This is a genomic window from Rhodococcus sp. NPDC079359 (assembly GCF_040702585.1).
In the GTDB taxonomy this organism is placed as follows: Bacteria; Actinomycetota; Actinomycetes; order Mycobacteriales; family Mycobacteriaceae; genus Rhodococcoides.
The window spans coordinates 38,146-64,227 of sequence record NZ_JBFBLH010000013.1; the positions used below are offsets into that span (position 1 = coordinate 38,146).

At 64.2% G+C, this 26,082-nt stretch carries 18 protein-coding genes; 15 read left to right on the forward strand and 3 right to left on the reverse strand.

Annotated elements, in window-relative coordinates:
- Positions 1 to 2: 2 nt before the first annotated feature.
- From AB0362_RS23360 to AB0362_RS23425, 14 genes are all read left to right on the forward strand, one after another.
- Positions 3 to 863 carry an ABC transporter permease gene (locus AB0362_RS23360; RefSeq protein WP_027498223.1) on the forward strand — a complete coding sequence of 287 codons (861 nt, stop codon included), beginning with the start codon at positions 3 to 5 and terminating at the stop codon, positions 861 to 863.
- Positions 860 to 2,215 (forward strand): MCE family protein, encoded by a 1,356-nt coding sequence (locus AB0362_RS23365; RefSeq protein ID WP_008713865.1) that lies wholly within the window; start codon positions 860 to 862, stop codon positions 2,213 to 2,215. Before AB0362_RS23360 ends, AB0362_RS23365 begins: the two co-directional genes overlap by 4 nt.
- The gene (locus AB0362_RS23370) at positions 2,212 to 3,279 is read left to right on the forward strand and encodes an MlaD family protein (protein WP_027498222.1); all 1,068 of its coding nucleotides are present in this window, start codon (positions 2,212 to 2,214) and stop codon (positions 3,277 to 3,279) included. Before AB0362_RS23365 ends, AB0362_RS23370 begins: the two co-directional genes overlap by 4 nt.
- Complete coding sequence (locus tag AB0362_RS23375) at positions 3,276 to 4,274, forward strand: MCE family protein (RefSeq protein ID WP_008713869.1); 999 nt, start codon at positions 3,276 to 3,278, stop codon at positions 4,272 to 4,274. The genes AB0362_RS23370 and AB0362_RS23375 overlap by 4 nt, the downstream gene beginning before the upstream one ends.
- The gene (locus AB0362_RS23380) at positions 4,274 to 5,557 is read left to right on the forward strand and encodes an MCE family protein (protein ID WP_027498221.1); all 1,284 of its coding nucleotides are present in this window, start codon (positions 4,274 to 4,276) and stop codon (positions 5,555 to 5,557) included. Before AB0362_RS23375 ends, AB0362_RS23380 begins: the two co-directional genes overlap by 1 nt.
- Before the next feature lie 29 nt (positions 5,558 to 5,586).
- Positions 5,587 to 6,855 (forward strand): MCE family protein, encoded by a 1,269-nt coding sequence (locus AB0362_RS23385; protein WP_027498220.1) that lies wholly within the window; start codon positions 5,587 to 5,589, stop codon positions 6,853 to 6,855.
- Positions 6,852 to 8,099 (forward strand): MCE family protein, encoded by a 1,248-nt coding sequence (locus AB0362_RS23390; protein WP_068283782.1) that lies wholly within the window; start codon positions 6,852 to 6,854, stop codon positions 8,097 to 8,099. Before AB0362_RS23385 ends, AB0362_RS23390 begins: the two co-directional genes overlap by 4 nt.
- An 84-nt stretch (positions 8,100 to 8,183) precedes the next feature.
- A complete protein-coding gene (locus AB0362_RS23395; protein WP_317533365.1) occupies positions 8,184 to 8,876 on the forward strand; it encodes a hypothetical protein in 693 nt (230 codons plus the stop codon).
- Between the two features lie 58 nt (positions 8,877 to 8,934).
- Positions 8,935 to 9,822, forward strand: a complete 888-nt coding sequence (locus AB0362_RS23400) for a hypothetical protein (protein WP_317810728.1) — start codon at positions 8,935 to 8,937, stop codon at positions 9,820 to 9,822.
- Positions 9,823 to 10,034: 212 nt separating this feature from the next.
- Positions 10,035 to 12,611 carry an aminotransferase class III-fold pyridoxal phosphate-dependent enzyme gene (locus AB0362_RS23405; protein WP_317810727.1) on the forward strand — a complete coding sequence of 859 codons (2,577 nt, stop codon included), beginning with the start codon at positions 10,035 to 10,037 and terminating at the stop codon, positions 12,609 to 12,611.
- Positions 12,612 to 13,114: 503 nt separating this feature from the next.
- Positions 13,115 to 16,621: a DNA-directed RNA polymerase subunit beta gene (rpoB, locus tag AB0362_RS23410; RefSeq protein ID WP_094687957.1), complete on the forward strand. Its 3,507-nt coding sequence runs from the start codon at positions 13,115 to 13,117 to the stop codon at positions 16,619 to 16,621.
- Between the two features lie 95 nt (positions 16,622 to 16,716).
- Positions 16,717 to 20,673 carry a DNA-directed RNA polymerase subunit beta' gene (locus AB0362_RS23415; RefSeq protein ID WP_269595372.1) on the forward strand — a complete coding sequence of 1,319 codons (3,957 nt, stop codon included), beginning with the start codon at positions 16,717 to 16,719 and terminating at the stop codon, positions 20,671 to 20,673.
- Between the two features lie 166 nt (positions 20,674 to 20,839).
- Complete coding sequence (locus tag AB0362_RS23420) at positions 20,840 to 21,229, forward strand: VOC family protein (RefSeq protein ID WP_317784599.1); 390 nt, start codon at positions 20,840 to 20,842, stop codon at positions 21,227 to 21,229.
- Between the two features lie 71 nt (positions 21,230 to 21,300).
- A complete protein-coding gene (locus AB0362_RS23425; protein WP_317784600.1) occupies positions 21,301 to 21,840 on the forward strand; it encodes a hypothetical protein in 540 nt (179 codons plus the stop codon).
- A gap of 24 nt (positions 21,841 to 21,864) precedes the next feature.
- Here AB0362_RS23425 and AB0362_RS23430 read toward each other — a convergent pair whose 3' ends face one another.
- Positions 21,865 to 22,287: a VOC family protein gene (locus tag AB0362_RS23430; RefSeq protein ID WP_317810726.1), complete on the reverse strand. Its 423-nt coding sequence runs from the start codon at positions 22,285 to 22,287 to the stop codon at positions 21,865 to 21,867.
- 121 nt (positions 22,288 to 22,408) lie between these two features.
- On the opposite strand from AB0362_RS23430, the gene AB0362_RS23435 reads away from it, so the two are divergent.
- Entirely contained in the window at positions 22,409 to 24,022 is a 1,614-nt protein-coding gene (locus tag AB0362_RS23435; protein ID WP_317810725.1) for an alkaline phosphatase D family protein, read from the forward strand.
- Between the two features lie 9 nt (positions 24,023 to 24,031).
- Here AB0362_RS23435 and AB0362_RS23440 read toward each other — a convergent pair whose 3' ends face one another.
- Both AB0362_RS23440 and AB0362_RS23445 read right to left on the reverse strand, forming a co-directional pair.
- Positions 24,032 to 24,373, reverse strand: coding sequence for a hypothetical protein (locus AB0362_RS23440; RefSeq protein WP_317784603.1), 342 nt, complete (start codon positions 24,371 to 24,373; stop codon positions 24,032 to 24,034).
- A 45-nt stretch (positions 24,374 to 24,418) separates the two neighbouring features.
- Entirely contained in the window at positions 24,419 to 26,059 is a 1,641-nt protein-coding gene (locus tag AB0362_RS23445; RefSeq protein ID WP_317810724.1) for a GMC oxidoreductase, read from the reverse strand.
- Between the last annotated feature and the right edge of the window lie 23 nt (positions 26,060 to 26,082).

A 26,082-nucleotide genomic window follows, 5' to 3' on the forward strand; every position in this document is an offset into this window, starting at 1 on the left:
CGATGACGATCGCAAGAGGTCGCGGTGACCGCACGCTGATGCGCGTCAAGCGCGTCGGCAACGCCCCGCTCAACGTGCTCGACCGCGCAGGCGAGCAAATGTCGTTCTACCTGCGGGCCATCGGGTGGATTCCCAAGACCGCAGTGCATTACAAGAAGGAGGTGCTCCGCCTGCTGGCGGAGGTCACCTTCGGCAGCGGTGCGCTCGCCGTCATCGGTGGGACCATCGGCGTGATCGTGATGATGTCCGGCTTCACCGGCATCGTCGTCGGTCTACAGGGCTATGCAGCCCTCGAACAGCTCGGTAGCTCCGTGCTCACCGGATTCCTGTCCGCGTACGTCAACACCCGTGAGATCGCGCCGATTGTCGCAGGACTGGCACTCTCGGCCACCGTCGGCTGTGGTTTCACCGCCCAGCTCGGTGCCATGCGAATCTCCGAGGAGATCGACGCGCTCGAGGTGATGGCCGTACCCAGCGTGCCGTTCCTCGTGACCACCCGCATGATCGCAGGCTTCGTGGCCGTCATCCCGCTGTACATCGTCGGGCTGTTGGCGTCGTACGTCGCATCCCGAGGGATCAGCACCATTTTCAACGGGCAGTCCACGGGGTCCTACGACCACTACTTCAACCTCTTCCTACCTCCGGAAGACGTGTTGTATTCGTTCTTGAAGGTGCTGATATTCGCCTTCGTCCTGATCATGATCCACTGCTATTACGGCTACCACGCCTCTGGCGGACCTGCCGGTGTCGGCGTCGCAGTGGGCCGTGCCGTTCGTACCGCGATCGTCACGATCGCCGTACTGGACTTCTTCTTGAGCCTCGCCATCTGGGGCACGACCACCACAGTGAGGGTTGCGGGATGATCGACTCGCCGTCGCGACTGAAGCGAGTACTCCTCGGTTTGGCGTTCTTCCTGGTGCTCATCCTGTTCCTGGGGTGGAGCATCACGTCCTACAACAAGACGTTCAAAGATGTGGTGAAAGTCAGCCTCGAAACCGACTCGGTCGGCAACGCGCTGCCGATGAACGCGGATGTCAAGGTGCGCGGAATGATCGTCGGCGAGGTGCGCTCGGCGTCCACCGTCGACGGCGTCGTGACCTCGCAGCTCGCCATCGATCCGGACAAGGCACCGCTGATTCCGTCGAACGTGACGGCACGGTTGCTTCCCAAGACACTGTTCGGTGAGCGCTACGTCTCGTTGATCGTGCCCGAGAACGATGCGGCGTCGCCGATCTCCGAGGGCACGGTCCTCAAACAGGACACCAGCGGAAACGCCATCGAGGTCGGGCAGTTGCTCGACGGCTTGCTTCCACTGCTGCAGGCGATTCCGCCACAGGATCTGGCGAACACCCTCGGGTCGTTGGCGCAGGGCCTCAGCGGGCGCGGTGAGCAACTGGGCCAGACCATCGACAACCTGACGAACATCGTGTCGGGTCTGAACACGGAGTTGCCGAACATCCAGCAGACGTTGGTCGGGCTGGCCGACTTCTCGCAGACCTACGCAGACGCGGCACCGGACTTGGTCTCGGCGCTGGACAACTTGCGGACGACGGGCAACACCGTGGTCGAGCGGCAGTCCAGCCTCGACACGCTGTACGGCTCCCTGACCTCGGCGTCGTACACCACTGCGGACTTTCTACAGACCAACTCCGAGAACCTGATCGGATTGGCCGCGAACTCTCGGGAAGCGCTCGAGCTGCTGGCCGAGTTCTCCCCGACGTTCGGCTGCACGTTCACTTATTTCGCCGAAGGTGCCAGGCGCGGAAAAGTCGTACTCGGTGAGGGCGACGAGTACCCCGGCATCAACGTCTCCGCACCGTTCGTCAACCCGAAGGGTCGTTACTTGCCGAACCAGGACGAGCCGCGCTTGTTCGACGATCGCGGAGCCACCTGTTTCGAGCCCGCGGCGCCGGGGGAGTTCTTCCCGCAGTATCCGGGAGGCTCGATCAACGACGGTTCCTACCAGGTGCCGACCCGGAACCCGGGCCCGCAGGTGATCGAAGGACAGGGACCACCGAAGTCTGCCCAGAGTTCCATCGTTCCCGCCGTCTCCGCATCCGCGCAGCCGGCGAGCTACGAGGGCTCCGACTTCGAGCGCGACACTCTGGCCGTGATCTACGGACAGGCGAGTGGTGTTGCACCGGACAGTATTCCGTCGTGGGCGGCCGCTATCGGCGCACCGGCACTGAGAGGAGTGGAGGTGACCGTGCCATGAGAGGCCTTCTCGCGCCGATCATCAAGTTGGTCGTGTTCGCCGTGATTACGATCATTGCTACGGCCACCCTTGCCTTCACCATCGCCAATTCCAGCGGCGGCGGCGGCACCAAGTTCTCGGCTGTGTTCACGGACGTCACGTCTCTCAACGAGGGCGACGAGATTCGTATCGCGGGCGTTCGTGTCGGCCAGGTCGACAAGATCGAGATCGCCAACGAGCGCGAAGCCAAGGTGGACTTCACTCTGAGCAGTCGTGATTGGCTCCCGGCCAGTTCGACGGCGACCATCCGATTCCGGAACCTGGTGGGCCAGCGCTACATCGCCATCGAGCAGGGTTCGGGAGATCAGGGTCGGAAGATCACCGACGGTGCCACCATTCCGTTGGAGCGGACCAAGCCTGCGGTGAACCTGACCACGCTCTTCGACGGCTTCCGCCCGCTGTTCACCACGCTCAGCTCCGATGACGTCAACAAGCTGTCGTACCAGATCATTCAGGTGTTCCAGGGGGAGTCGGGCACCATCAACGAACTGGTCACCAATACGGCGACCCTGACCAACACCGTCGCCGACAAGGATCAGGTCATCGGGCAGGTCATCACCAATCTGAACAACGTGTTGGAGACGGTGAACCAGAACGACGGGCAGCTCGACAGCCTGATCGTCAACACGCAGCAGCTCGTCTCGGGCCTGTCGGCCGACCGTGGTGTCGTCGGCTCCGCCGTGACGTCGCTCGCCGGCCTGACCAACGCGACCGCCGACCTGCTCGAGCCGACCAGGCCGTCGATCCAGGGTTCGGTGACTGCGTTGAACACGTTGGCCGAGACAGTCAACCGACGAAGCGACGACGTGGACACGGTCCTCGGAATTCTGCCCGTCAAACTCGAGAAGCTCATTCGCACGGCCCAGCAGGGATCCTGGTTCACCTTCTATCTGTGCGGTATCGACATCGTCGCCGGACCGGGTAGTTCGCCGAATCTGAATCTGCCGACCGGGCTGCCGACCGTCAACCAGCCGCTGTACACGAACTCCGCAGCGCGTTGCAAAGCTGGGGGGATCAAGCAATGAAATCTCGTCGTAGTCCGGCCACCATCGGTGCGCTAGGTATCGCAATCATCCTGCTCGCCACGATGTCGGTCTTCTTTCTCGACCGGCTCCCGATCATCGGTGCGGGTTCGGTGTACACCGCCGAGTTCAGCGAGGCAGCAGGGCTCAAGCCGCCCAACGAGGTCCGTATCGCGGGCGTGAAGGTCGGCAAGGTCACCGATGTGCGTCTCGACGGCGACCGGGTGCTCGTGGACTTCACGGTCAAGGACGCCTGGGTCGGCAACGAGTCGCGAGCGGCCATCGCCATCAAGACTGTGCTGGGGCAGAAATATCTGGCGCTCGACCCGAGCGGTCCGGAGACGTTGAGCCCCAAGGACCCGATTCCGCTCGAGCGCACCACGTCCCCGTACGACGTGATCGACGCGTTCTCCGCTGCGGCCTCGACCATCAGCGACATCGACACCGATCAGCTGGCGACGAGCATGCGGACCCTGTCCGAGGCGTTCTCCGAGACGCCTGCGAACATCCGTGCCTCGCTCGACGGTGTGACTCGGTTATCGCAGACCGTGGCCAGCCGTGACGAGGAACTGAAGAAGCTGTTCGAGGCCACCGGCGAGACCTCGAAGGTGCTGGCCGACCGCAACGAGCAGTTCAACCAACTGATCACCGACGCGGGCCCGCTTCTCGAAGAGCTCAACAATCGGCAGCAGGCCATCTCGCAGCTGCTCACCGGCACTCAGCGAGTGTCGCAAGAGCTGACCGGCCTGGTTCGCGACAACGAGGCCACCATCAACCCGATGTTGCAGCAGCTCAACGGCACCATCGAGATCCTGCAGCGCAACAACGACAACCTCGACCGTGCGCTGAAGCTGTACGAACCGTTCATTCGGCTGTACACGAATCTGACCGGCAACGGCCGGTGGATAGACATCACGCTGGCAAACCTCACACCGCCCGGAGTTCCGTTGATACCTGGTTACCGCCAGCCCTCGCTCGATACGTTGGCGGGGAACTGATGACAGACACGCAGACAGCACCGAGAAGCAAGAACAAGCTCGCGCTGATCGCCGTCGTCGTGACCGTGGCGCTCGTCCTCGCGGTCGCCGGCTGGTGGCTGTTCACCAGGGCCGGAACGACCAAGATCACCGCCTACTTCGACAAGTCGATCGGCATCTATTCCGGCTCGGAGGTGCGCGTGCTTGGCGTCAAGGTCGGTACGGTCGACTCCGTGACGCCGCAAGGCGAAGACGTGGAGGTCGTCCTCCGCGTCGACCGTGGGGTCGACATTCCTGTGGACGCAAAGGCGGTGCAGGTCACCCCGTCGCTCGTCGCCGACCGCTACGTCCAGGTTTCACCCGCCTACACCGGCGGCGACACCATGGCCGACGGCGCGACGATCGGTCGCGATCGAACCGCAACACCCGTCGAGGTCGACGAGCTGTACAAGTCCATCGACGACCTGTCCACCGCCCTCGGTCCGGACGGCGCGAACAAGGACGGCGCTCTCACAGATCTGGTCAACACCGGTGCAGCCAACCTCGACGGCAACGGTGAAGCGTTGGGCAACAGCATCACCCAGCTCTCGGCCGCCGGTCGAACGTTGAGTGACTCGCGCACCGACGTGTTCGACACGATCAAGAACCTGCAGACGTTCGTCAGCGCCTTGGCCGTCAACGATCAGCAGGTACGCAACTTCAACACCCAGTTGGCCGACCTGACCGGTTTCCTGTCGGGGCAGCGAGAGGACCTCGGAGCTGCACTCCAACAGCTGTCGGTCTCGCTCGGCGACGTGGCGACGTTCGTCGCGGACAACCGGACCCAACTGACCGATGCCGCGAACGGTCTCACGGTTCCGACGCAGACACTCGCCGACAACCGCGAGCAGCTGGTGCAAACGCTCACGTTGCTGCCGCTGGCCATCAGCAACCTGGTAAACGCCTACGACGCCGAGTCGGGAACGCTCGCCACGCGCGCCAATCTCCAGAACGAGACCCAGGATCCGCTCGGCACCCTGTGTCAGCTCATCGATCTCGGAAAGCTGGTTCCCGGTGATCCGCGCTTCGAAGCACTCGGTGCGCAGATTCAGCCGATCATCGATCAGTGCTCCAACATCACCACGATGATCCAGGCCCCGATCAAAGACCAGAACCGGATCGTGCTGCCGTTCGGCGTTCTCACCAACGACATCGAGCAGAACGTGTCCGTGCCGGGCACCGTGCCTGGCGTCGTCTCGCCCAGGCTCGGAAACAGCTCGATGCCCGGACTGGAGCAGTCGTACATCGGAGGTGGGGGACAGTGAGAGCCTCTGTGAATCGGAATCGAGCTCGAGTGAAGCGTTCTTTGGTGGTCGGAGCCGGTGCGTGCGTGGTGGCGCTGTCGGCCGGAGCATGCTCGTCGGCCGGCATCTACGCGATACCGCTGCCCGGCGGTGCCGACGTCGGTGAGAACCCGTTGAACCTGACGGTGCAGTTCGACGACGTACTGGACCTCGTCCCGCAGTCGACCGTGAAGGTCGACGGCGTCTCGGTCGGCCGCGTCGACTCGATAACGGTCCCGAACGACGGCTGGACCGCCGACGTCAACGTCATCTTGAATTCCGACGTCGACCTTCCGGCCAACGCGATCGCATCGGTGCAACAGACCAACCTGTTGGGCGAGAAGTTCGTGCAGCTCTCGGCACCTCCTGGCGACGAGGAAGCAGCGCGTCTGCAGGACGGGGCCACGATCCCGCTCGATCGCACCCGCCATGCCACCGATATCGAACAGGTACTCGGTGCGCTCTCGCTGCTGCTCAACGGCGGCGGTGTCGGGCAGCTCTCGCCGATCGTCAAGGAACTGAGCACGGCGTTCGACGGTCGCGAAGGCAGAACCAAAGAGCTTCTGCAGCAAGCGAACACCCTCATCGACGGCCTCAACCAGCAGCGTGACGACATCACCCGCGCCATCGACGGGCTGGACACTCTCAGCGGCCGCGTCAACACGCAGACCGACAAGATCGACGCAGTGCTGAAGGATTTGCCGATCGCCACCGAGGTTCTCGAGCAGCAGCGCCCGCAGCTGACCGAGATGCTCGGAGCGCTCGACCGTCTCGGAGCCGTCGGCACCGACGTGATCGACCGTTCCAAGGACGATCTCATCGCGGACCTGCGGGCACTACGCCCCACGCTCCAGGCCCTGGCCGATTCGGCGGACGACGTGGTGAGCTCGCTCGCGGTGATCCCCACCCTGCCGTTCGCGGACGGCACCGAGAAAATCATCGAGGGCAACTCGGCGAACCTGTTCCTTTCGCTCGACCTGTCGATCGGAACTGCGTTGCGCAACTTCGGCGTCGGGGAGGGCGATCCGGTCTACATCCAGCCCAAGTACGGCAACACGCTGCCCGTCGTCGACCCGTCGAATCCGTACTACAACGGCAACGGACCGCGCCCGGGTTGGCCGACGATCTCGCTGCTGCCGTTGCCGCCGATCATCCCGTCACCGGTTCCCGGCCCTGGTGCACCTGCGAACGAGCAGGCAGCGGCGGCCGCCGCGCCCGCACCGGCCGATCCGTTCGCACCGTTGAACGATCTGCTCGAGCGATTCGGAGTTGGACAGTGAGATCGAGACTGGTTCGCATTCAATTGGTCCTCTTCGTCGTGGTCGCCGTACTGGGGTCGGTCTATGTCGGTGCCAAGTACGTGCGACTTGACAACATGCTCGGCTTCGGGCAGTACCAGGTCGATCTGAACCTCGCCGATTCCGGTGGCATCTTCTCCAACGCCGAGGTCACCTACCGAGGTGTCCCGGTGGGAACCGTCGGAGATCTGGAACTGACCGAGGACGGCATCCGAGTCGCGCTCATGCTCGACAACGGTGGCCCCGACATCCCTGCCGACACCAAGGCCGTCGTGGCCAACCGATCGGCAATCGGTGAGCAGTACGTCGACCTGCAGCCCGAGACCGATCAGGGCCCGTTCCTGGTCGAAGGGTCACAGATTGCGCAGGCCGACACCACCACGCCGGTGCCGGTGGAAGAGGTTCTCGCCAACACGAACACGCTGGTTCGGTCGGTACCGCTGGAGACGTTGACGCGAGTCGTCAACGAGCTCGGCGTCGCATTCGACGGTAAGGGCAACGATCTCGCTTCTCTCGTCGATTCGCTCGGGAACATCTCCGAGGCTGGAAACGAGGCCCTGCCGCAGACGCTCGCGTTGGTTCGCGATGCGGTGCCGGTGCTGAACACGCAGTCCGAGCAGTCGGACCTGATTCGACAGTTCAGTACCAGCCTGGACGAGGTGACGGCTCAGCTGAAGTCGAGCGATCCGGACATCCGTCGCCTGATCGATACCGGTACTGCGGCGGGCGACCAGCTCGGTGGCCTCATCACCGATGCGGGTCCTGCTCTGACGACCGATATCAACAACCTGGCCCTGGTTGCTGCTCAGGCCGAACCTCGGTACGTTGCGCTTCGTCCGTTCCTGACGTTCCTGCCTGCACTCGGTGCCGGTATCTCGACGATCGTCCCGGACGACGGCACGATCCATCAGGGTCTGTTGCTCGAAACCAACAACCCGCCGCCGTGCACCGTCGGCTACGAGGGCAGCCAGGCGATCCTGGACGAGGAGAAGCGGAAGAATCCGAACTTCGACGAGACGCGGGAGAACTACCCGCTGAACCTCGATGCGAACTGCGCTACGCCGCAGGGCAGCGTCACCGGTGTTCGTAGCGCGAACCGAATCGTGTTCGCCGATCCGGACGTGCCGCAGCCGTGGGACCTCAAGCCCAAGGTCGATCCCGAGAAGCTGAACCTCAACCCCATTGCCACCCAGTTGGCACCGCTGATCGGCGTCACGCCGAAGTAGTGAAATCGGTGGAACTGCTGCTCAGCACTATCGTCGGGCCGAGAGTGGTTCGGCCGGATATTACCGAGTAGTAGGGTGGAAAGTGTGAACTCGAGCACCGAAGCCCTGGAGTCCTCAGCGACTCCAGGGCGTAACAAGACCGCGAAAATCCTCTTTGCCGTCGTCACGGTGATCGCCGTGGCGGCCCTCGCAGCGGCCGTGTTCTTCGGATACGGCTGGGGCAATGCGTTGCTGAGTCAGAAGCCCACCGCGGACACCCGCGACTCTGCTCTCACCGGCGCTCAGCAAGCGGCCGTCAACCTCAACACTGTCGACGCGGCCAACATCGACCAGTCGTTCGACAACATGAAGTCGTCCATCACCGGCGACCTGATGCTCAACGACCTCGAGCAGACGCGGTCGGGTATCACCGACCAGGTTCGTCAGTCCGGTGCCAAGAGCGACGCCGAGGTGCTGCACGGAACGTTGACCGAGCTGAGCACGGACGAGAACACCGCCACCGCTCTCGTGGTCATCGCGACGACCACTACCTGGCCCGACCGCATCGAGCGCAGCAAGCTGACGATGAGCCTGGCCATGGAAGAGATCGACGGGGTGTGGAAGACCAACAAGGTCGACCCGATCGGTTCGCGGATCTCGCTCGACAACCCCAGCACCAACCCCGTCATCCCGAACGAACCGGGCGGCCCCGCCGATCCGAATGCCGCCGATCCGAATGCGGCCGACCCCAGTGCGGAAGCGACGCCGGCTCCTCAGCCCGACGCCGGCGGCAACTGAGAGATCCGGCATTGGTGTTTTCCGTCTGTACCGAAGTGAGTTTCGAAGGAGTTCTGTAGTGCCTCCCCAGCGTCGCAAGATTGTTCCACCCACCACCACCAGCAAAGTTCGCCGGAAGGTGGCCGGTACCGGGAAGCCGACTGCTGCCAACTCCGCCACGGACTCGACCGGTGCCGAGGCGTCCGCTGCGACCGAGACTTCGGCGGTCACCACGACACCGCCCACCGAGCCCGTATCGGACAAGCCCACAGCCGACAAGCCCGCTGCCGACAAGCCTGTGCTCGACAAGCCGGCAACCGATAAGCCCGCTACCGACAAGCCTGTGCTCGAGAAGCCGGCAACCGACAAACCCGCTGCCGATAAGCCTGTGCTCGACAAGGCAGCAACCGACAAGTCTGTGACCGCTGAGCCCGCAGCCGATTCCGCGTCGACCGACCTTGCCGCCGCGTCGGCGTCGGGGATCGGTTACAAGCACGTCATCGTCGTTGCGGTCATAGCCGTTGTGCTCGGTGCGTTCGCTGCCGTTGCCGCGTTCAAGCCGTTCGCCACGATCGACAACGCAGCCTGGGTGGATTCCGCGGCGACGCAGGAAGTCACTTCGGCCGCGACCGACGCGCTGCAAACCTTGTACACGTACAAGGCCGCCACGATCGACGCCGATTTCGATGCCGCTCGTGCGGTGCTCAATCAGTCGATGCTCGACGAGTTCAACTCCACCGCGGAAACCACCAAATCGGCTGTGGTGCAGACGGATACGGGAACCGAAGCCATGGTCACCGATATCGGCGTCTCGCGGCTGGAGGATGGCATGGCGGAACTGATCGCCAACGTGAACATCAGTGCCACGCAGAACGGTGTCGCATCGGGCAGTGCCGAGGGCCCGTTGACGGTGAACATGGAGAAGGTCGACGGCACCTGGAAGCTGTCGGCAATCGACGATCAGTAGGCGTCACAACAGCACTCGATCCGGCCCCGTTCGACGCAGAATTCCTGCTCGGACGGGGCTTTTTCGTGCGCTTTTCGGCCGTCTGTCACCGGCTGGCCACCGAGTTACCATCGCGATTGCGTCCTGGCTTGGGGCGAGCCCTGGTTGTTCGAGACAACCAATAGACGCTCGACAGCCAGGGGTGGATCCGATGAAAACGGAGCATGCTGGTCATGACTGACACAACCATCGATTATTTCGCGCTGGAATCCAGGTCCGGTCGTTCGGGCTTTGCCGAGCACGTAAATCCCGAACTGTATCGGCTGTTGTCTGCGCTGAACTTGGATCGCGAGTACGTGCGGGGCGACGGGACGGTTCTGTTCGACGCCGCGGGTCGTCGCTATCTGGACTTCGCGGGTGCATACGGGGCGCTGCCGTTCGGTCACGGCCCCACTCCGATCTGGCAGGCGATCAACGATGTTCGATGCAGCGGGGAGGCGATCTTCGTGCAGCCGTCGGTGCTGACGGCAGCGGGTGAATTGGCAGATCGGTTGGGGCGCATCGCACCCGACGGATTGACGCGGACGACGTTCGTCAACAGTGGTACCGAGGCCACCGAGGTGGCGCTCAAGATCGCACGAGCGCACACCGGTCGGCTGGGTGTACTGACCACCGGGAACGGTTTTCACGGCAAGACTCTCGGCGCTTTGTCTGCGACGGGAAACATCAAGTACCAGAGCGGTTTCGGTGCACCGGTCGAGGGATTCGATCACATCGAGTTCGGTGATTCGGACGCACTCGATGCGGCCCTGGCGGCGGCACCCGGGCACTATGCGGTGTTTCTGGTGGAGCCGATTCAGGGTGAGGGCGGGGTGGTGTGTCCACCCGACGGGTACCTGCGCCGCGTGCGGGAGATCTGTGATCGGCACGGGGTGCTGATGGCTCTCGACGAGGTGCAGACCGGGCTCGGCCGGACCGGCAGGATGTTCGCCGCCGAGCACGAGGGTGTGGTGCCGGACATTCTCACCGTGGCCAAGGCGCTCGGGGGAGGGATCGTGCCGGTGGGTGCGGTGTTGTGTGCGCCGAGGTTGGTGGACGAAAGTTTCGCGCTCCGTCACACGTCGACCTTCGCCGGGAACGCGTTGGCCGCGCGGGTCGGTATCGCGGTTCTCGACGAGTTGACTCGAGACGACTGCGCTCTGGTGCAGAACGTGGCCGTTCTCGGGCGGCAGCTGAAGAACGATCTCTCCGTGCTGGCCGAGAAATATCCGTCGGTGGTCACCGAGGTGCGCGGTCGCGGACTGTTGCTGGGCCTGGAACTCACCGCGGACGTGAACTTCGTCGGGCGGCAGTCGTTGCTGGGATCGATTGCCGATCAACACAATCTGGCGGTGGTGATCTGCTCGTACCTGCTCGATGTCGAGGGGATACGTGTGGCTCCGACTCTGTTCGGTAACAGGGTGCTTCGGATCGAACCACCGTTGACGGTGTCGGCGGTGCAGTGCTCGCGGCTGGTCGCGGCGTTGGATCGGGCATTGGGGTATGCGGCGGTGGGGGACCTGGACGGATTGTTCGGGCATCTGCTGGGCCGCCCGACCGTCGCCACTCCGCCCGCGCTCGAGGCGTTGCGCCCGGGTCGGACGCCGGATATCGCTGTGCGACCGGCCGATCGACGCTTCGCGTTCATCGCGCATCCTCTCGATCTCGGATTCTTCGCTGCGTTCGATCCGGCGCTGGAGGTGTTCGACCACGGCGAGCGGCAGGACCTGCTCGAGCGGTTCGCGGCATCGACGTCCGAGCTCGAACCTGCGTCGTTCGTCATCGGCAGCGGCCGAGTCGTCGGGGGTGAGGAGGCGACGGCGCACGGCGATCTGATCGGGCTGCCGTACACCTCCGAGCAGTTGCTGCGTCTGCCGACCGAGCAGGCGCTGCGGGTGGTCGGCGGTGCCGTCGACCTGGCGATCTCACGCGGTGCGACGGTGGTCGGGTTGGGCGGTTATTCGTCGGTGATCACCGGGAACGGGTTGGGCCTCGGCGCGACGACGCGACCGATCACCACCGGCAACACGTTCACCGCTGCGGCGAGTCTGCGGGCTGTTCGACGCGTGTGCCGTGAACGCGGTATCGATGTCGCGGGGGCTCGGGTGACGATTCTCGGTGCCGCCGGGGCGATCGGGCGAACGATCGGCATGCAGTTGGCCGGCGAGGTCGGCGCCGTCGTGTTGGTCGGCAGGAAGGGGGAGAGTTCGGTCGTCGCACCCAAGCTGTGGGCGGCCGCGCAGGAGATGGTGGCGAGCGCTCGGGCCGGGACGGGTTCGGGAGATCTGGCCGGTGCCGCGCACGCGGTCGACGGTGATCTGGACGATCTGACCAGGTCGCGACATGTCGAGTTCTTCACCGATCCTGTTGCTGCGGTGAAGGATTCGTTGATCGTCATCGCCGCGACGTCGGCACCGCATGCGCTGATCGATCCGACGGATCTGATGGAGGGTGCCATCGTCTGCGATGTTGCGCAGCCGCCGAACATCGGCCGGGACGTGCGCCGTGAGCGGCCCGACGTGACGGTGTTCGACGGCGGCATCGTGCGGGTGCCGTCGGGTTCGGATTTCGGGTTGACCTACGGGTTGGCTCCAGGTCTGACGTATGCCTGCATGGCCGAGACGATGCTGATCGCGTTGTCGGGCGAGTTCGGACTGCGCAGCATCGGCACCACCCTCGACGGCGACAGTGTCGAGCGGTTGGGTGAGCTGGCGGATGTCCACGGGTTCGCGCTCGCCGAGGCCACGCGGTGGCGCAAGGCCGACCGGTAGTCGGCAGGGGCGGTGTCCCCGCCGGGTGGCCCGCCCTCGACTGCGTCAATGGACCGTTGCACACGTCTCGGCGGTGCAGTGGTTCATTGACGCGACCGGTTCGGGAGCAGTCTCTCGGAAAACGGATCGGGCCGAACCTCTTGACGAAGGGGGCGGCACGGTTCACTCTTGTCGTCAGGAGCACCCCCAGTGGTTTCTGAAGCGCAGTGGTTTGATGAGCGCAGTGGTTCTGGGCGTTCGGCAGGCGACACGCTTTCGTCGAGTCGGCGCGTGAATGGACCCCGGGTGCTACTTTTGATGCCCCCGTTGCGCTGTGCGCACATTTGGGGTACCTTTGGACGTTGCGCTGGCTGCCTCCTGTCCACCTCTCGATCGCTGTTACCCGAAAGCACGTTTTCGGGCCGCTGTGATGGGGATTCGGTCTGGTTGCACCAGCCGAAATTCGCCCCACATATAGCAAACAGATACAGCGGCGGTCGCACTGCACGAGCGACCCGCGTGAGGTGCTGGAAGGACGCATCTTGGCAGTCTCTAGCCAGACCAAGGCAGTTGTCGGAACACCGGGAGCCCCGAGGAGGGTTTCGTTCGCGAACATTCGCGAGCCGTTGGAGGTACCCGGTCTCCTCGATGTACAGACGGATTCGTTCGAATGGCTGGTAGGTGCGCAGAGTTGGCGTGACCGTGCCGCCGCCCGCGGAGACAGCAGTGTCGCCGGTGGACTCGAGGACATCCTGACCGAGCTCTCTCCGATCGAGGACTTCTCGGGCTCGATGTCTCTCTCCTTCTCCGACCCACGATTCGACGAGGTCAAGGCCTCGACCGATGAGTGCAAGGACAAGGACATGACGTACGCGGCTCCGCTGTTCGTCACGGCCGAGTTCATCAACAACAACACCGGTGAGATCAAGAGCCAGACGGTCTTCATGGGTGATTTCCCGATGATGACCGACAAGGGCACCTTCATCATCAACGGCACCGAGCGTGTCGTCGTCTCGCAGCTGGTGCGTTCTCCGGGCGTCTACTTCGATCACTCGATCGACAAGACCACCGAGAAGGACCTGCACAGCGTCAAGGTCATCCCCGGTCGCGGCGCATGGCTCGAGTTCGACGTCGACAAGCGCGACACCGTCGGTGTCCGCATCGACCGCAAGCGTCGCCAGCCCGTCACGGTGCTGCTGAAGGCTCTCGGCTGGTCCACCGAGCAGATCACGGAGCGCTTCGGCTTCTCCGAGATCCTCATGGCCACGCTGGAGAAGGACAACACCGCCGGTACCGACGAGGCACTCCTCGACATCTACCGCAAGCTGCGTCCGGGCGAGCCGCCGACCAAGGAGTCGGCGCAGACCCTGCTGGAGAACCTGTTCTTCAAGGACAAGCGCTACGACCTCGCTCGCGTGGGTCGCTACAAGATCAACAAGAAGCTCGGCCTCAACTCGGGTCAGCCCATCGTGGCGTCGACCCTCACCGAGGAAGACATCGTCGCGACCATCGAGTACCTGGTGCGTCTGCACGCAGGTGAGACCTCGATGACCGCACCCGACGGCGTCGAGGTTCCGGTCGAGGTCGACGACATCGACCACTTCGGTAACCGTCGTCTGCGTACCGTCGGCGAGCTCATCCAGAACCAGATCCGCGTGGGCCTGTCCCGCATGGAGCGCGTCGTGCGCGAACGTATGACGACTCAGGACGTCGAGGCGATCACGCCGCAGACCCTGATCAACATCCGTCCCGTCGTCGCTGCGATCAAGGAGTTCTTCGGAACGTCCCAGCTCTCGCAGTTCATGGACCAGAACAACCCGCTGTCGGGTCTGACGCACAAGCGTCGCCTGTCGGCACTGGGACCCGGCGGTCTCTCTCGTGAGCGCGCCGGCCTAGAGGTCCGCGACGTGCACCCTTCGCACTACGGCCGCATGTGCCCCATCGAGACCCCGGAAGGCCCGAACATCGGCCTGATCGGATCGCTCTCGGTGTACGCACGCGTCAACCCGTTCGGGTTCATCGAGACCCCGTACCGCAAGGTCGTCGACGGCAAGGTCACCGACGATGTCGATTACCTGACCGCCGACGAGGAGGATCGCCACACGCTCGCGCAGGCGAACTCTCCGGTCGACGACTCGGGTCACTTCATCGAGGACAAGATTCTCGTCCGTCGTAAGGGTGGAGAGGTCGAGTTCGTCTCGTCCGACGACATCGACTACATGGACGTCTCGCCGCGCCAAATGGTGTCCGTCGCAACCGCGATGATCCCGTTCCTCGAGCACGACGATGCCAACCGTGCCCTGATGGGCGCGAACATGCAGCGTCAGGCCGTCCCGCTGGTTCGCAGCGAGTCGCCGATCGTCGGAACCGGCATGGAGCTGCGTGCAGCTGTCGACGCCGGTGACGTCGTCATCACCGAGAAGACCGGTGTCGTCGAAGAGGTCTCCGCCGATTACGTCACGGTCATGGCCGACGACGGAACCCGCAAGACCTACCGGATGCGTAAGTTCGCGCGCTCCAACCAGGGCACCTGCGCCAACCAGCGTCCGATCGTGGACGAGGGACAGCGCGTCGAGACCGGCCAGGTCCTCGCCGACGGCCCCTGCACCGAGAACGGTGAGATGGCACTCGGCAAGAACCTGCTGCTGGCGATCATGCCGTGGGAGGGCCACAACTACGAGGACGCGATCATCCTGTCGCAGCGCCTCGTGGAAGAGGACGTTCTCACGTCGATCCACATCGAGGAGCACGAGATCGATGCTCGCGACACCAAGCTCGGTGCCGAGGAGATCACTCGCGACATCCCGAACGTCTCCGACGAGGTCCTCGCAGACCTCGACGAGCGCGGCATCATCCGTATCGGTGCCGAGGTTCGTGACGGCGACGTGTTGGTCGGAAAGGTCACGCCGAAGGGCGAGACCGAGCTGACCCCCGAAGAGCGCCTGCTGCGCGCCATCTTCGGTGAGAAGGCTCGCGAAGTTCGCGACACCTCGCTCAAGGTTCCGCACGGCGAGAACGGAAAGGTCATCGGCATCCGCGTCTTCTCGCGCGACGACGACGACGATCTGCCTCCCGGCGTCAACGAGCTGGTCCGCGTCTACGTGGCTCAGAAGCGCAAGATCCAGGACGGCGACAAGCTCGCCGGCCGTCACGGCAACAAGGGCGTCATCGGCAAGATCCTCCCGCAGGAGGACATGCCGTTCCTGCCCGACGGCACCCCGATCGACATCATCCTCAACACCCACGGTGTTCCGCGTCGTATGAACATCGGTCAGGTCCTCGAAACCCACCTGGGTTGGATCGGCAAGACCGGTTGGAACGTTCAGATCGCCGCGGACGGCACGAAGCCCGATTGGGCCGAGCGTCTGCCCGAGGAGATGTTGGCGGCTCCGGCCGACAGCAACATCGCCACCCCGGTGTTCGACGGTGCCAAGGAGAATCAGCTCGCCGGCTTGCTGGAGAGCACGATTCCCAACCGCGACGGCGAGCAGATGGTCGGATCCGACGGTAAGGCCACGTTGTTCGACGGCCGCTCCGGCGAGCCGTTCCCGTACCCGGTGTCGGTGGGCTACATGTACATCATCAAGCTGCACCACTTGGTCGACGACAAGATCCACGCTCGTTCGACCGGGCCGTACTCGATGATCACGCAGCAGCCCCTCGGTGGTAAGGCCCAGTTCGGTGGACAGCGCTTCGGTGAGATGGAGTGCTGGGCCATGCAGGCCTACGGTGCCGCGTACACGCTGCAGGAGCTTCTCACCATCAAGTCGGACGACGTTGTCGGCCGCGTGAAGGTGTACGAGGCGATCGTCAAGGGCGAGAACATTCCCGAGCCCGGTATCCCCGAGTCCTTCAAGGTGCTCCTCAAGGAGCTCCAGTCGCTGTGCCTCAACGTGGAGGTGCTGTCCTCGGACGGCGCTGCCATCACGATGGCCGACGGTGACGACGAAGACCTCGAGCGTGCCGCAGCCAACCTGGGAATCAACCTCTCCCGCAACGAAGCTGCCACGGTCGACGACCTCGCTCAGTAGTTCAGTGGTCTCCGGGCCTGCGTCACTGCAGGCCCGGAGGCGTTCTTCTCATTTGCTCTTCCAGCACAACACCCATAACGGGGAAAGGAAGTTACGTGCTCGACGTCAACTTCTTCGATGAACTTCGCATTGGCCTTGCCACTGCGGACGACATCCGTCAGTGGTCCTACGGCGAGGTCAAGAAGCCGGAGACCATCAACTACCGCACGCTCAAGCCCGAGAAGGACGGCCTCTTCTGCGAGAAGATCTTCGGCCCCACTCGGGACTGGGAGTGCTACTGCGGCAAGTACAAGCGCGTCCGCTTCAAGGGCATCATCTGTGAGCGTTGTGGCGTCGAGGTCACTCGCGCCAAGGTGCGTCGTGAGCGCATGGGCCACATCGAACTGGCCGCACCGGTCACGCACATCTGGTACTTCAAGGGTGTGCCGTCGCGTCTGGGCTACCTGCTCGACCTGGCTCCGAAGGATCTCGAGAAGATCATCTACTTCGCTGCCTACGTCATCACCACGGTCGACGACGAGCTCCGTCACAACGAGCTCTCGACGCTCGAGGCCGAGATGGAGGTCGAGAAGAAGGCCGTCGCAGATCAGCGCGACGCCGATCTCGAGGCTCGTGCGCAGAAGCTCGAAGCCGACATCGCCGAGCTCGAAGCCGAGGGTGCCAAGTCCGACGTGCGCCGCAAGGTCAAGGACGGCGGCGAGCGCGAGATGCGCCAGCTCCGTGACCGCGCGCAGCGTGAGCTCGATCGTCTCGAAGAGATCTGGACCACGTTCACCAAGCTCGCTCCCAAGCAGCTCATCGTCGACGAGCTCATCTACCGCGAGCTCATCGACCGGTACGGCGAGTACTTCACCGGTGCCATGGGTGCCGAGTCGATCCAGAAGCTCATGCAGACCTTCGACATCGACGCCGAGGCGGAGTCTCTTCGCGAGACCATCCGCAGTGGCAAGGGTCAGAAGAAGCTGCGTGCGCTCAAGCGTCTGAAGGTCGTCGCTGCGTTCCAGGCCGGCCGTAACTCCCCGATGGGCATGGTCCTGGACGCTGTCCCGGTCATCCCGCCGGAGCTTCGTCCGATGGTGCAGCTCGACGGTGGACGTTTCGCGACGTCCGACCTCAACGATCTGTACCGCCGCGTCATCAACCGCAACAACCGCCTCAAGCGTCTGATCGATCTCGGTGCTCCCGAGATCATCGTCAACAACGAGAAGCGGATGCTGCAGGAGTCGGTCGACGCCCTGTTCGACAACGGCCGTCGTGGACGTCCGGTCACCGGACCGGGTAACCGTCCGCTGAAGTCGCTGTCCGACTTGCTCAAGGGCAAGCAGGGTCGTTTCCGTCAGAACCTCCTCGGTAAGCGCGTCGACTACTCGGGCCGTTCGGTCATCGTGGTCGGCCCGCAGCTCAAGCTGCACCAGTGCGGTCTGCCGAAGCTGATGGCTCTCGAGCTGTTCAAGCCGTTCGTGATGAAGCGTCTGGTGGATCTGAACCACGCGCAGAACATCAAGTCGGCCAAGCGCATGGTCGAGCGTCAGCGTCCGCAGGTGTGGGACGTTCTCGAAGAGGTCATCGCCGAGCACCCCGTGCTGCTGAACCGTGCACCCACCCTGCACCGGTTGGGCATCCAGGCGTTCGAGCCGCAACTCGTCGAGGGCAAGGCCATTCAGCTGCACCCGCTCGTGTGTGAGGCGTTCAACGCCGACTTCGACGGTGACCAGATGGCTGTCCACCTCCCGCTGTCCGCCGAGGCTCAGGCCGAGGCACGCGTGCTGATGCTGTCGTCGAACAACATCCTCTCGCCGGCATCGGGCCGTCCGCTCGCCATGCCGCGTCTGGACATGGTGACGGGTCTGTACCACCTGACGCGTCTCGATGCCGGTGCTGTCGGCGAGCGCGCCGACGCCAAGACCGACACGGCCGAGTTCGGGGCGTACTCCTCCCCGGCCGAGGCTCAGATGGCCGTCGATCGTGGATCGCTCACGGTGCAGTCGCAGATTCGGGTTCGTCTCACCACGCAGCGCCCGCCGCGTGACATCGAGAACGAGCTGTTCCCGAACGGCTGGAACCGCGGCGAGGCATGGACCGCACAGACCACTCTGGGACGGGTGCTCTTCAACGAGCTGCTTCCGGCGGACTACCCGTTCGTCAACGAGCAGATGCCGAAGAAGCGTCAGTCGACCATCATCAACGATCTCGCCGAGCGTTACCCGATGATCGTCGTCGCGCAGACCGTCGACAAGCTCAAGGACGCAGGCTTCTACTGGGCCACGCGTTCGGGTGTCACCATCTCGATCTCCGACGTCCTCGTGCCGCCGGAGAAGCCGCAGATCATGGAGACCTTCGAGGCTCAGGCCGATCAGATCGAGAAGAAGTACCAGCGTGGCGCACTCGACAAGGTCGAGCGCAACTCCGCACTGGTCAAGATCTGGCAGGACGCGACCGAGCAGGTCGGTAAGGCCATGGAGGCGCACTTCCCCGACGACAACCCGATCCCGATGATCGTGAAGTCCGGCGCAGCCGGAAACATGACTCAGGTTCGCTCGCTCGCCGGCATGAAGGGCTTGGTGACGAACCCGAAGGGTGAGTTCATCCCGCGTCCGATCAAGTCTTCCTTCAAGGAAGGCCTGACGGTTCTCGAGTACTTCATCAACACGCACGGTGCTCGTAAGGGTCTGGCCGACACGGCGCTTCGTACCGCCGACTCGGGCTACCTGACGCGTCGTCTGGTCGACGTCTCGCAGGATGTCATCGTTCGGGAAACCGACTGTGGCACCGAGCGCGGCATCGTCACGACGATCGCCGAGAAGACGGCCGACGGCAAGATGATCCGCGACGCTCACGTCGAGACCAGCACGTACGCCCGCACGTTGGCGAACGACGCTGTCGACGAGAACGGCACGGTCATCGTCGCTCGCGGACACGATCTCGGTGACCCGGCCATCGACGCGCTGCTCGCTGCGGGCATCACGTCGGTCAAGGTTCGCTCGGTGCTCACCTGCACCACCGGAACCGGCGTCTGCGCCACCTGCTACGGCCGCTCGATGGCCACCGGCAAGCTGGTCGACATCGGTGAGGCCGTCGGTATCGTTGCCGCACAGTCCATCGGTGAGCCCGGAACCCAGCTGACCATGCGTACCTTCCACCAGGGTGGTGTCGCCGGAGATGACATCACCGGTGGTCTGCCTCGCGTGCAGGAGCTGTTCGAGGCACGTGTGCCGAAGGGCAAGGCTCCGATCGCGGACGTGTCGGGACGCATCCAGCTCGAGGACGGCGATCGTTTCTACAAGATCACCATCGTTCCGGACGACGGCGGCGAAGAGGTTGTCTACGACAAGCTCTCCAAGCGTCAACGTCTGCGCGTCTTCAAGCACGACGACGGCACCGAGCGCCTCTTGGCGGACGGTGACCACGTCGAGGTCGGCCAGCAGCTCATGGAAGGTGCTGCCGATCCGCACGAGGTCCTGCGTGTGATGGGTCCCCGTCAGGTGCAGATCCACCTCGTCAACGAGGTCCAGGAGGTGTACCGGTCGCAGGGTGTGTCGATTCACGACAAGCACATCGAGACGATCGTTCGCCAGATGCTCCGTCGCGTGACGATCATCGACAGCGGCTCCACCGAGTTCCTGCCCGGTTCACTCACCGAGCGCAGCGAATTCGAGTCGAGCAACCGTCGCGTCGTCTCCGAGGGTGGCGAGCCCGCAGCCGGACGTCCGGTCCTGATGGGTATCACCAAGGCGTCGCTGGCCACCGACTCGTGGCTGTCGGCAGCGTCCTTCCAGGAGACCACTCGTGTGCTCACCGATGCGGCGATCAACTGCCGTAGCGACAAGCTCATAGGTCTCAAGGAGAACGTCATCATCGGTAAGCTCATCCCGGCTGGTACCGGCATCAACCGGTACCGGAACATCACGGTGCAGCCGACCGAAGAGGCGCGTGCCGCCGCATACGCGGTGCCGTCGTACGACGATCAGTACTACAGCCCGGACGGCTTCGGCCAGGGAACCGGCGCTGCAGTGCCGCTCGACGACTACGGTTTCTCCAACGAATACCGCTAGAGCGACTTCGTCGCATGTGAGCAGAAACTCGTAGCCCACTACGAGTTTCCGCTCACGACGACAGAGCCAGCAGACAAAGCCCCGCATCGACTTCGGTCGGTGCGGGGCTTTGTTGTATATCTGGGGTGCGCGGTGAGTTTTCGATGCGCCTCGAGTCGGTACCGGCATGACCGATCAATCATCCAGCACCATCGTGAACATCGGCGTGGCCATGTTCACCGTCGCAGACCAGGACGCCGCGCTCGAGTTCTATTCACGCGTTCTCGGTTTCGAGCTGCGCGACGATACGCGTTTCGGCCCCGAGGGCGAGTATCGGTGGGTCGAGGTGGCACCGCCCGGTTCGACGGCACGCCTGGCCCTGAATCCGCCGATGGGTGACTCGCCCGGCGGGTCGTCGATCGGTGTCGAAACTCCCGACGTCGAGGCGGAACACGCGCGACTGGCCGCGATCGGCGGTGTCGACATGGACGCATTGTCCGGGACGGAGGACGGTGCGCCGCCGATGTTCGTGCTGCGTGATCCCGACGGCAATCTGGTGTGGGTTGTTCAGGCCTGAATGGCCCACCGGGCGGGCGGACTTTCGCCGTCTCGGGCTCGTTGCGGGGTCTCAGCCGCTACCGTCCTCCTATGCGAAAGACTGTGCTTGTGCTTGTGATGGTCATGGCGTGGATTCTCGCGGGAGCGCTGCCGGCCGGAGCGGCACCCGGTGACGATCCTTCGTGGTCGGGTGATTATTCGCTGATGCGGTTCGCGGCGAGCAAGACCGGCACCAGCGCGGCGGCGTCGCAACGAGAACCGGATTTCTCCGACGTCTACACCTTTGCCACCGATTGCGTCGACGGAGACTGTGTTGCCTCCGTCGTCGCCGGTCCACCCCCGGCGAACGAGTCCCTCCAGAACCGCCCGATCGACTACGTCTGGGACGGAACGAGTTGGGTGCACACGTACGACTGGGTGTGGGACTGCTGGAAGGGTGAAGGAAATCCCAAGGAATACAACGACGCGCACTCGGTGGCCTACTACACCCCGCAGCCCGATGGCAGCTTCGAGGGCGTGTGGACCACCACGATCTTCGGCGGATACTGCGACGGCACTGTCGTCATGAACGTTGCTGCATATCCTGTCTCGCCGATTCCCGCCCTGCCGCCGATGTTCGGCAGTAGCTGACCGACTGAGAAGGCGTTCGTCGAATCATCCGTGATGGCAGACGGCCTCGAGGTCGATGCCGTTGAGATCGCGGACGAATGATCCGTAGTACGTGGCGTGGTATTCCGACTGCAGCCCTGGAGCCCTGAGCTCGATCGCTCCTGCCGAGAGTGCTGCCGCGTGGAAGGCATCGACGGTGGCGCGATCCGGGGCGCTGAAGGCGAGATGGGTGTGCGGTCCGATGGCCGAACCCGGTGCGTCGACGATCCAGAAGAAGGGCTTCACCTGCGCCCAGCCGAACGCGATCATGGCGAGTTGGTTGGCCTCGGGGGTGTGCGGTACCCGCATGATTTCACTGATCCCCAGTGGTTTCAGTACAGCACCGTAGAACTCGGCGCTGGCGGCAAGATCGGCGACGCCGATGTTGAGGTGGTCGATTTGGGAGCCTGTGCGGTCGGTGTTAGTCATGCGTTCGAGTTTTGCCGTGATTGCGGACGATTCAGGTCCTGAATCGAATGGAAAATTCGTGTTCATGTGCCCTTTCGATCGACGACGCGCACAGTTCGTTCGGGCGCGACAGCCTCGAAGGATGGTGAGACGGGGTAACGAGATACGGTTCGGTCAGGACATCTCCATGCGAGCGGGGGCCACACGTCGACAGTTTCTGACGTGGAGTGCGCTGGTGGGGGCGTTGGCGTTCACTCCGGGACTCGCAGGGACCACGGCGCAGGCCCAATCCGTGGTGACGCCCGATTACCCGTTCCGCCTCGGCGTGGCGTCCGGCGATCCACTGCCCGATTCGGTGGTGTTGTGGACCAGACTCGCCACCGATCCCTTTGCGCCACTGGGCGGAATGACTCCTGGCGTCGTGCCGGTGCGGTGGCAGATCGCCGCGGACGAGCGATTCGCGAACATCACCCGCGAGGGCGTCGAGCTTGCCACCGAGTTCGACGGCTGGTCCATTCATGTCGACGTCCGAGGTCTGGAGCCCGCTCGTGAATACTTCTATCGGTTCCTCGTCGGACCGCACTCCAGCTCGGTCGGCCGCACCAAAACCGCACCGGCAGTGGGGCAGCCGCTGAGCAGGCTCGATTTCGCCTGGGCGTCGTGCCAGAAATGGGAGGACGGCTACTTCGGCGCATACCAGGACCTGGCGGCGTCGAATCTCGATGTGGTGTTCTTTCTGGGCGACTACATCTACGAGTACGCGATCAAGGACGAGGGTGCTCGGAAGGGTGAGCCGCGTACCGAGTCGGCTGCCCGAGAAACCATGGTGCTTAGCGACTATCGAGACCGGTATGCCTTGTACAAGGCGGACGAGAACCTCGCCGCGGCCCATGCGTCGGCACCGTTCGTCTCGACGTTCGACGATCACGAGGTGGACAACAACTGGGCCTCGCAGATCAGTCAGGACGACGACGATCCGCGAGAGTTCCTGTTGCGCAGAGCCGATGCGTTCAAGGCGTGGTGGGAGAACACCCCGGTTCGGGCGAATCTGAAGCCCGTCGGACCGGACATGACGGTCTATCGCCGGTTCTCGTTCGGCGATCTGGTGGACTTCTCGGTGCTGGACACACGGCAGTACCGCAGCGATCAGGCGCACGGGGACGGCGAGCATGCGCAGGACGCGGAGACGGCCGATCCGTCGCGCACCATAACCGGTGCAGCGCAGGAGAAGTGGATTCTCGACGGGTTCGCATCGCCGTCGACGTGGAACTTCCTGGCGCATCAGACGGTCATCTCGGACTTGGCTCGTGGGCTCGGCGGCGATCGCAAGGTCGGGATGGATCCGTGGAGCGGATACGAGGCGTCGCGGCACCGAATTCTGGACGGGGCCAGGGATCGTGGCACGAAGAACGTCGCGTCGATCGTCGGCGACATTCATCGCACGATCGTGTCGGAATTGCGACGCGACTACCAGGATCAGGTGTCGCCGATCCAAGGTGTGGAGATCGCGGCCACGTCGATCGCGTCGGGCAAGGACGGTGCCGATGTCGACGCCGCCGGGGCGGCTATCGCCGAGGCCTCACCGCACGTCAAGTACGGCAATGCTCGTCGCGGCTATCTCCGCAGCACGCTGACGAACACCGAATGGCATTCGGAAGTGAGGGTTCTCGATGCGGTGTCGACGCCGGGCAAGCCGGTGCGCACCGCCGCAACCGTCACCGTCCCCGAAGGCCGCCCCGAGATTCAGCTGGGTTGACGCCGACGGTCACTGACGGATGGCGAACATCGGCATCGCCAGGCCGAGCAGCATCACGGTGAACAGGAACCATGCCGCGCCCTGCCAGATCGGCCACGTGCCACCGGCTCGGTACGACTTGTATCCCAACGTCAGAGCTCCGATCCCGCCGAGGAAGCACACCGCAGGCACCGACGCGGCCAACACAGGACTGGAGCGGTCGACGAGCAGGAACACCGCGGTCAGGGCGGCAGCCACCGCCACCACACCTGCGCAGTATCCCGCAGCCTTACGAAGGGCACCGGGGTCGTTCCAGCGCTTTTCGACGTCGCGGTCGGCGATGGTGCGTTCGGTCGGGTCGTTGACGGGCATACCTGTGGGCTACCCGTTCGGCGCGGGTCTACCCACTTCGGACGGTCAGCGACCGTCGGCGATGATCTGCGCGACGTTGCGTTCGGCCAACGCGGTGATGGTGAGCGACGGGTTGGCGGCTCCGGTGCTACCGGGGATCAGGGCACCGTCGACGACGTAGAGCCCGGGGTGACCCTTCACCCGCCCGTAGCTGTCGGTGGCGTCGCCCAGTACCGCGCCGCCGAGTGGGTGGGCGGTGAAGGTGTCGTCGACGTCGCGGGTGAACGGTTCGGCTGCGACGACGGTACCGCCGGCCTGAGCCATCCGATTCTGCACTGCGCGTAGGGCTTCCACGGTGTCGCGGCTGCCACCCTTCGGCCAGTTCAGGGTCAACGTGTCTGTGGCGGAATCGAATCCGAAGTTTCCACGCAGGGGATCGATGGTCATACCGAGGGAGCCGATGAAACCGAGATTCACCGGAACGCCCGGCACGTACCAGTTCTCGACGGTCAGTGGCAGTCCTGAGTCGTCGACGATGCGGGACGCGCACGGCGCACCCTGCGGTCCGGCCGACATCGGCCCCAGTGACCGCGTCATCGACGCGTCGCCGTTGGTGCCCCATCCGGTGCCGACGAATTCGTTGAGGTTCGCCAGCGCACCGGTGCTGCGGGCGCGCATCAGCAGCTCGGTGGTGCCGATGGACCCCGCTCCGAGGACGAGGGTGTCGCAGGTGAGTGTGCGTGTCTCGAGTACGTTGCCGAACGGGTCGAGGCGTTCGATCTCGACGCGGTAGCGGCCGCCGGATTCGGTGCCGATCGCCGCGACGCGATGGCTGTGACATACCGTCGCGTTGCCGGTGGCCTCGGCCTGGGGGATGTAGTTCTGGGTCAGGTCGTGCTTGGCACCGTTGGAGTTGCCGAAGGTGCTCGCGCCGACGGTCGCGGACGGCCTCGAGCGGCCGCCGATCTCGTCGCGGACGACATTCCAGTTCCAGTTGCCGTCCACTGCCTGCGGGGTGAAGCCGGCCCGCCGGGCGTGGTCGTCCCAGGTGCGTGAGTGTGCGAAGTTCGGGCTGTTGTAGACGTCCTCGGGCATCGCCGACGGCCGGAGCATCGAGCGCGCCTTGGGGTACCAGGTGGCGGCCATCTCGTCGTAGTTCAGTCGTCCGCCGAAGGAGAGGTCGAAGAACTTCTTGTCCGGGGCGATGGTGACGCCGGTGTAGACGATCGAGCCGCCGCCGACGGCAGCGCCGCGCCAGACGGAGAGGTTCTCGTAGCGGGTGGTGTCGAGGACGCCGCCGAACAGGTCGACCGGCCCGACGGGCATGCCGGTGATGTTGGTGAAGGAGCTCTGCTGCCACAGTCCGCGTCCGTCGGCGGTCATGTCGGCGGTGAAGATCTCGCGCCACGGATCACGTGGCCAGCGCAGTCCGCGTTCGAGGACTGTGACCTGGGTGCCGGCCTGCGCCATGCGGAGGGCGGCGGCGCTGGCACCGAAGCCGGAGCCGATGACGATCACGGGTGAGTGGTCCGGTGGGCGCGGGGGGTCGGCGAACAGCTCGGGAACCAGTGCTCGGATGCGTTCGGCACCGATCGGCAGCGCGCCCGCTGTGGCGGAGCCCGGCATTCCGGCCGAGTTCAGGACCGGAGCGGCGGCAGCGCCGAGCATTCCGGCAGCGGCCAACCGCAGCAGTTGCCTTCGGTTCACGGAAAGTCCCCCTACTTGACTCA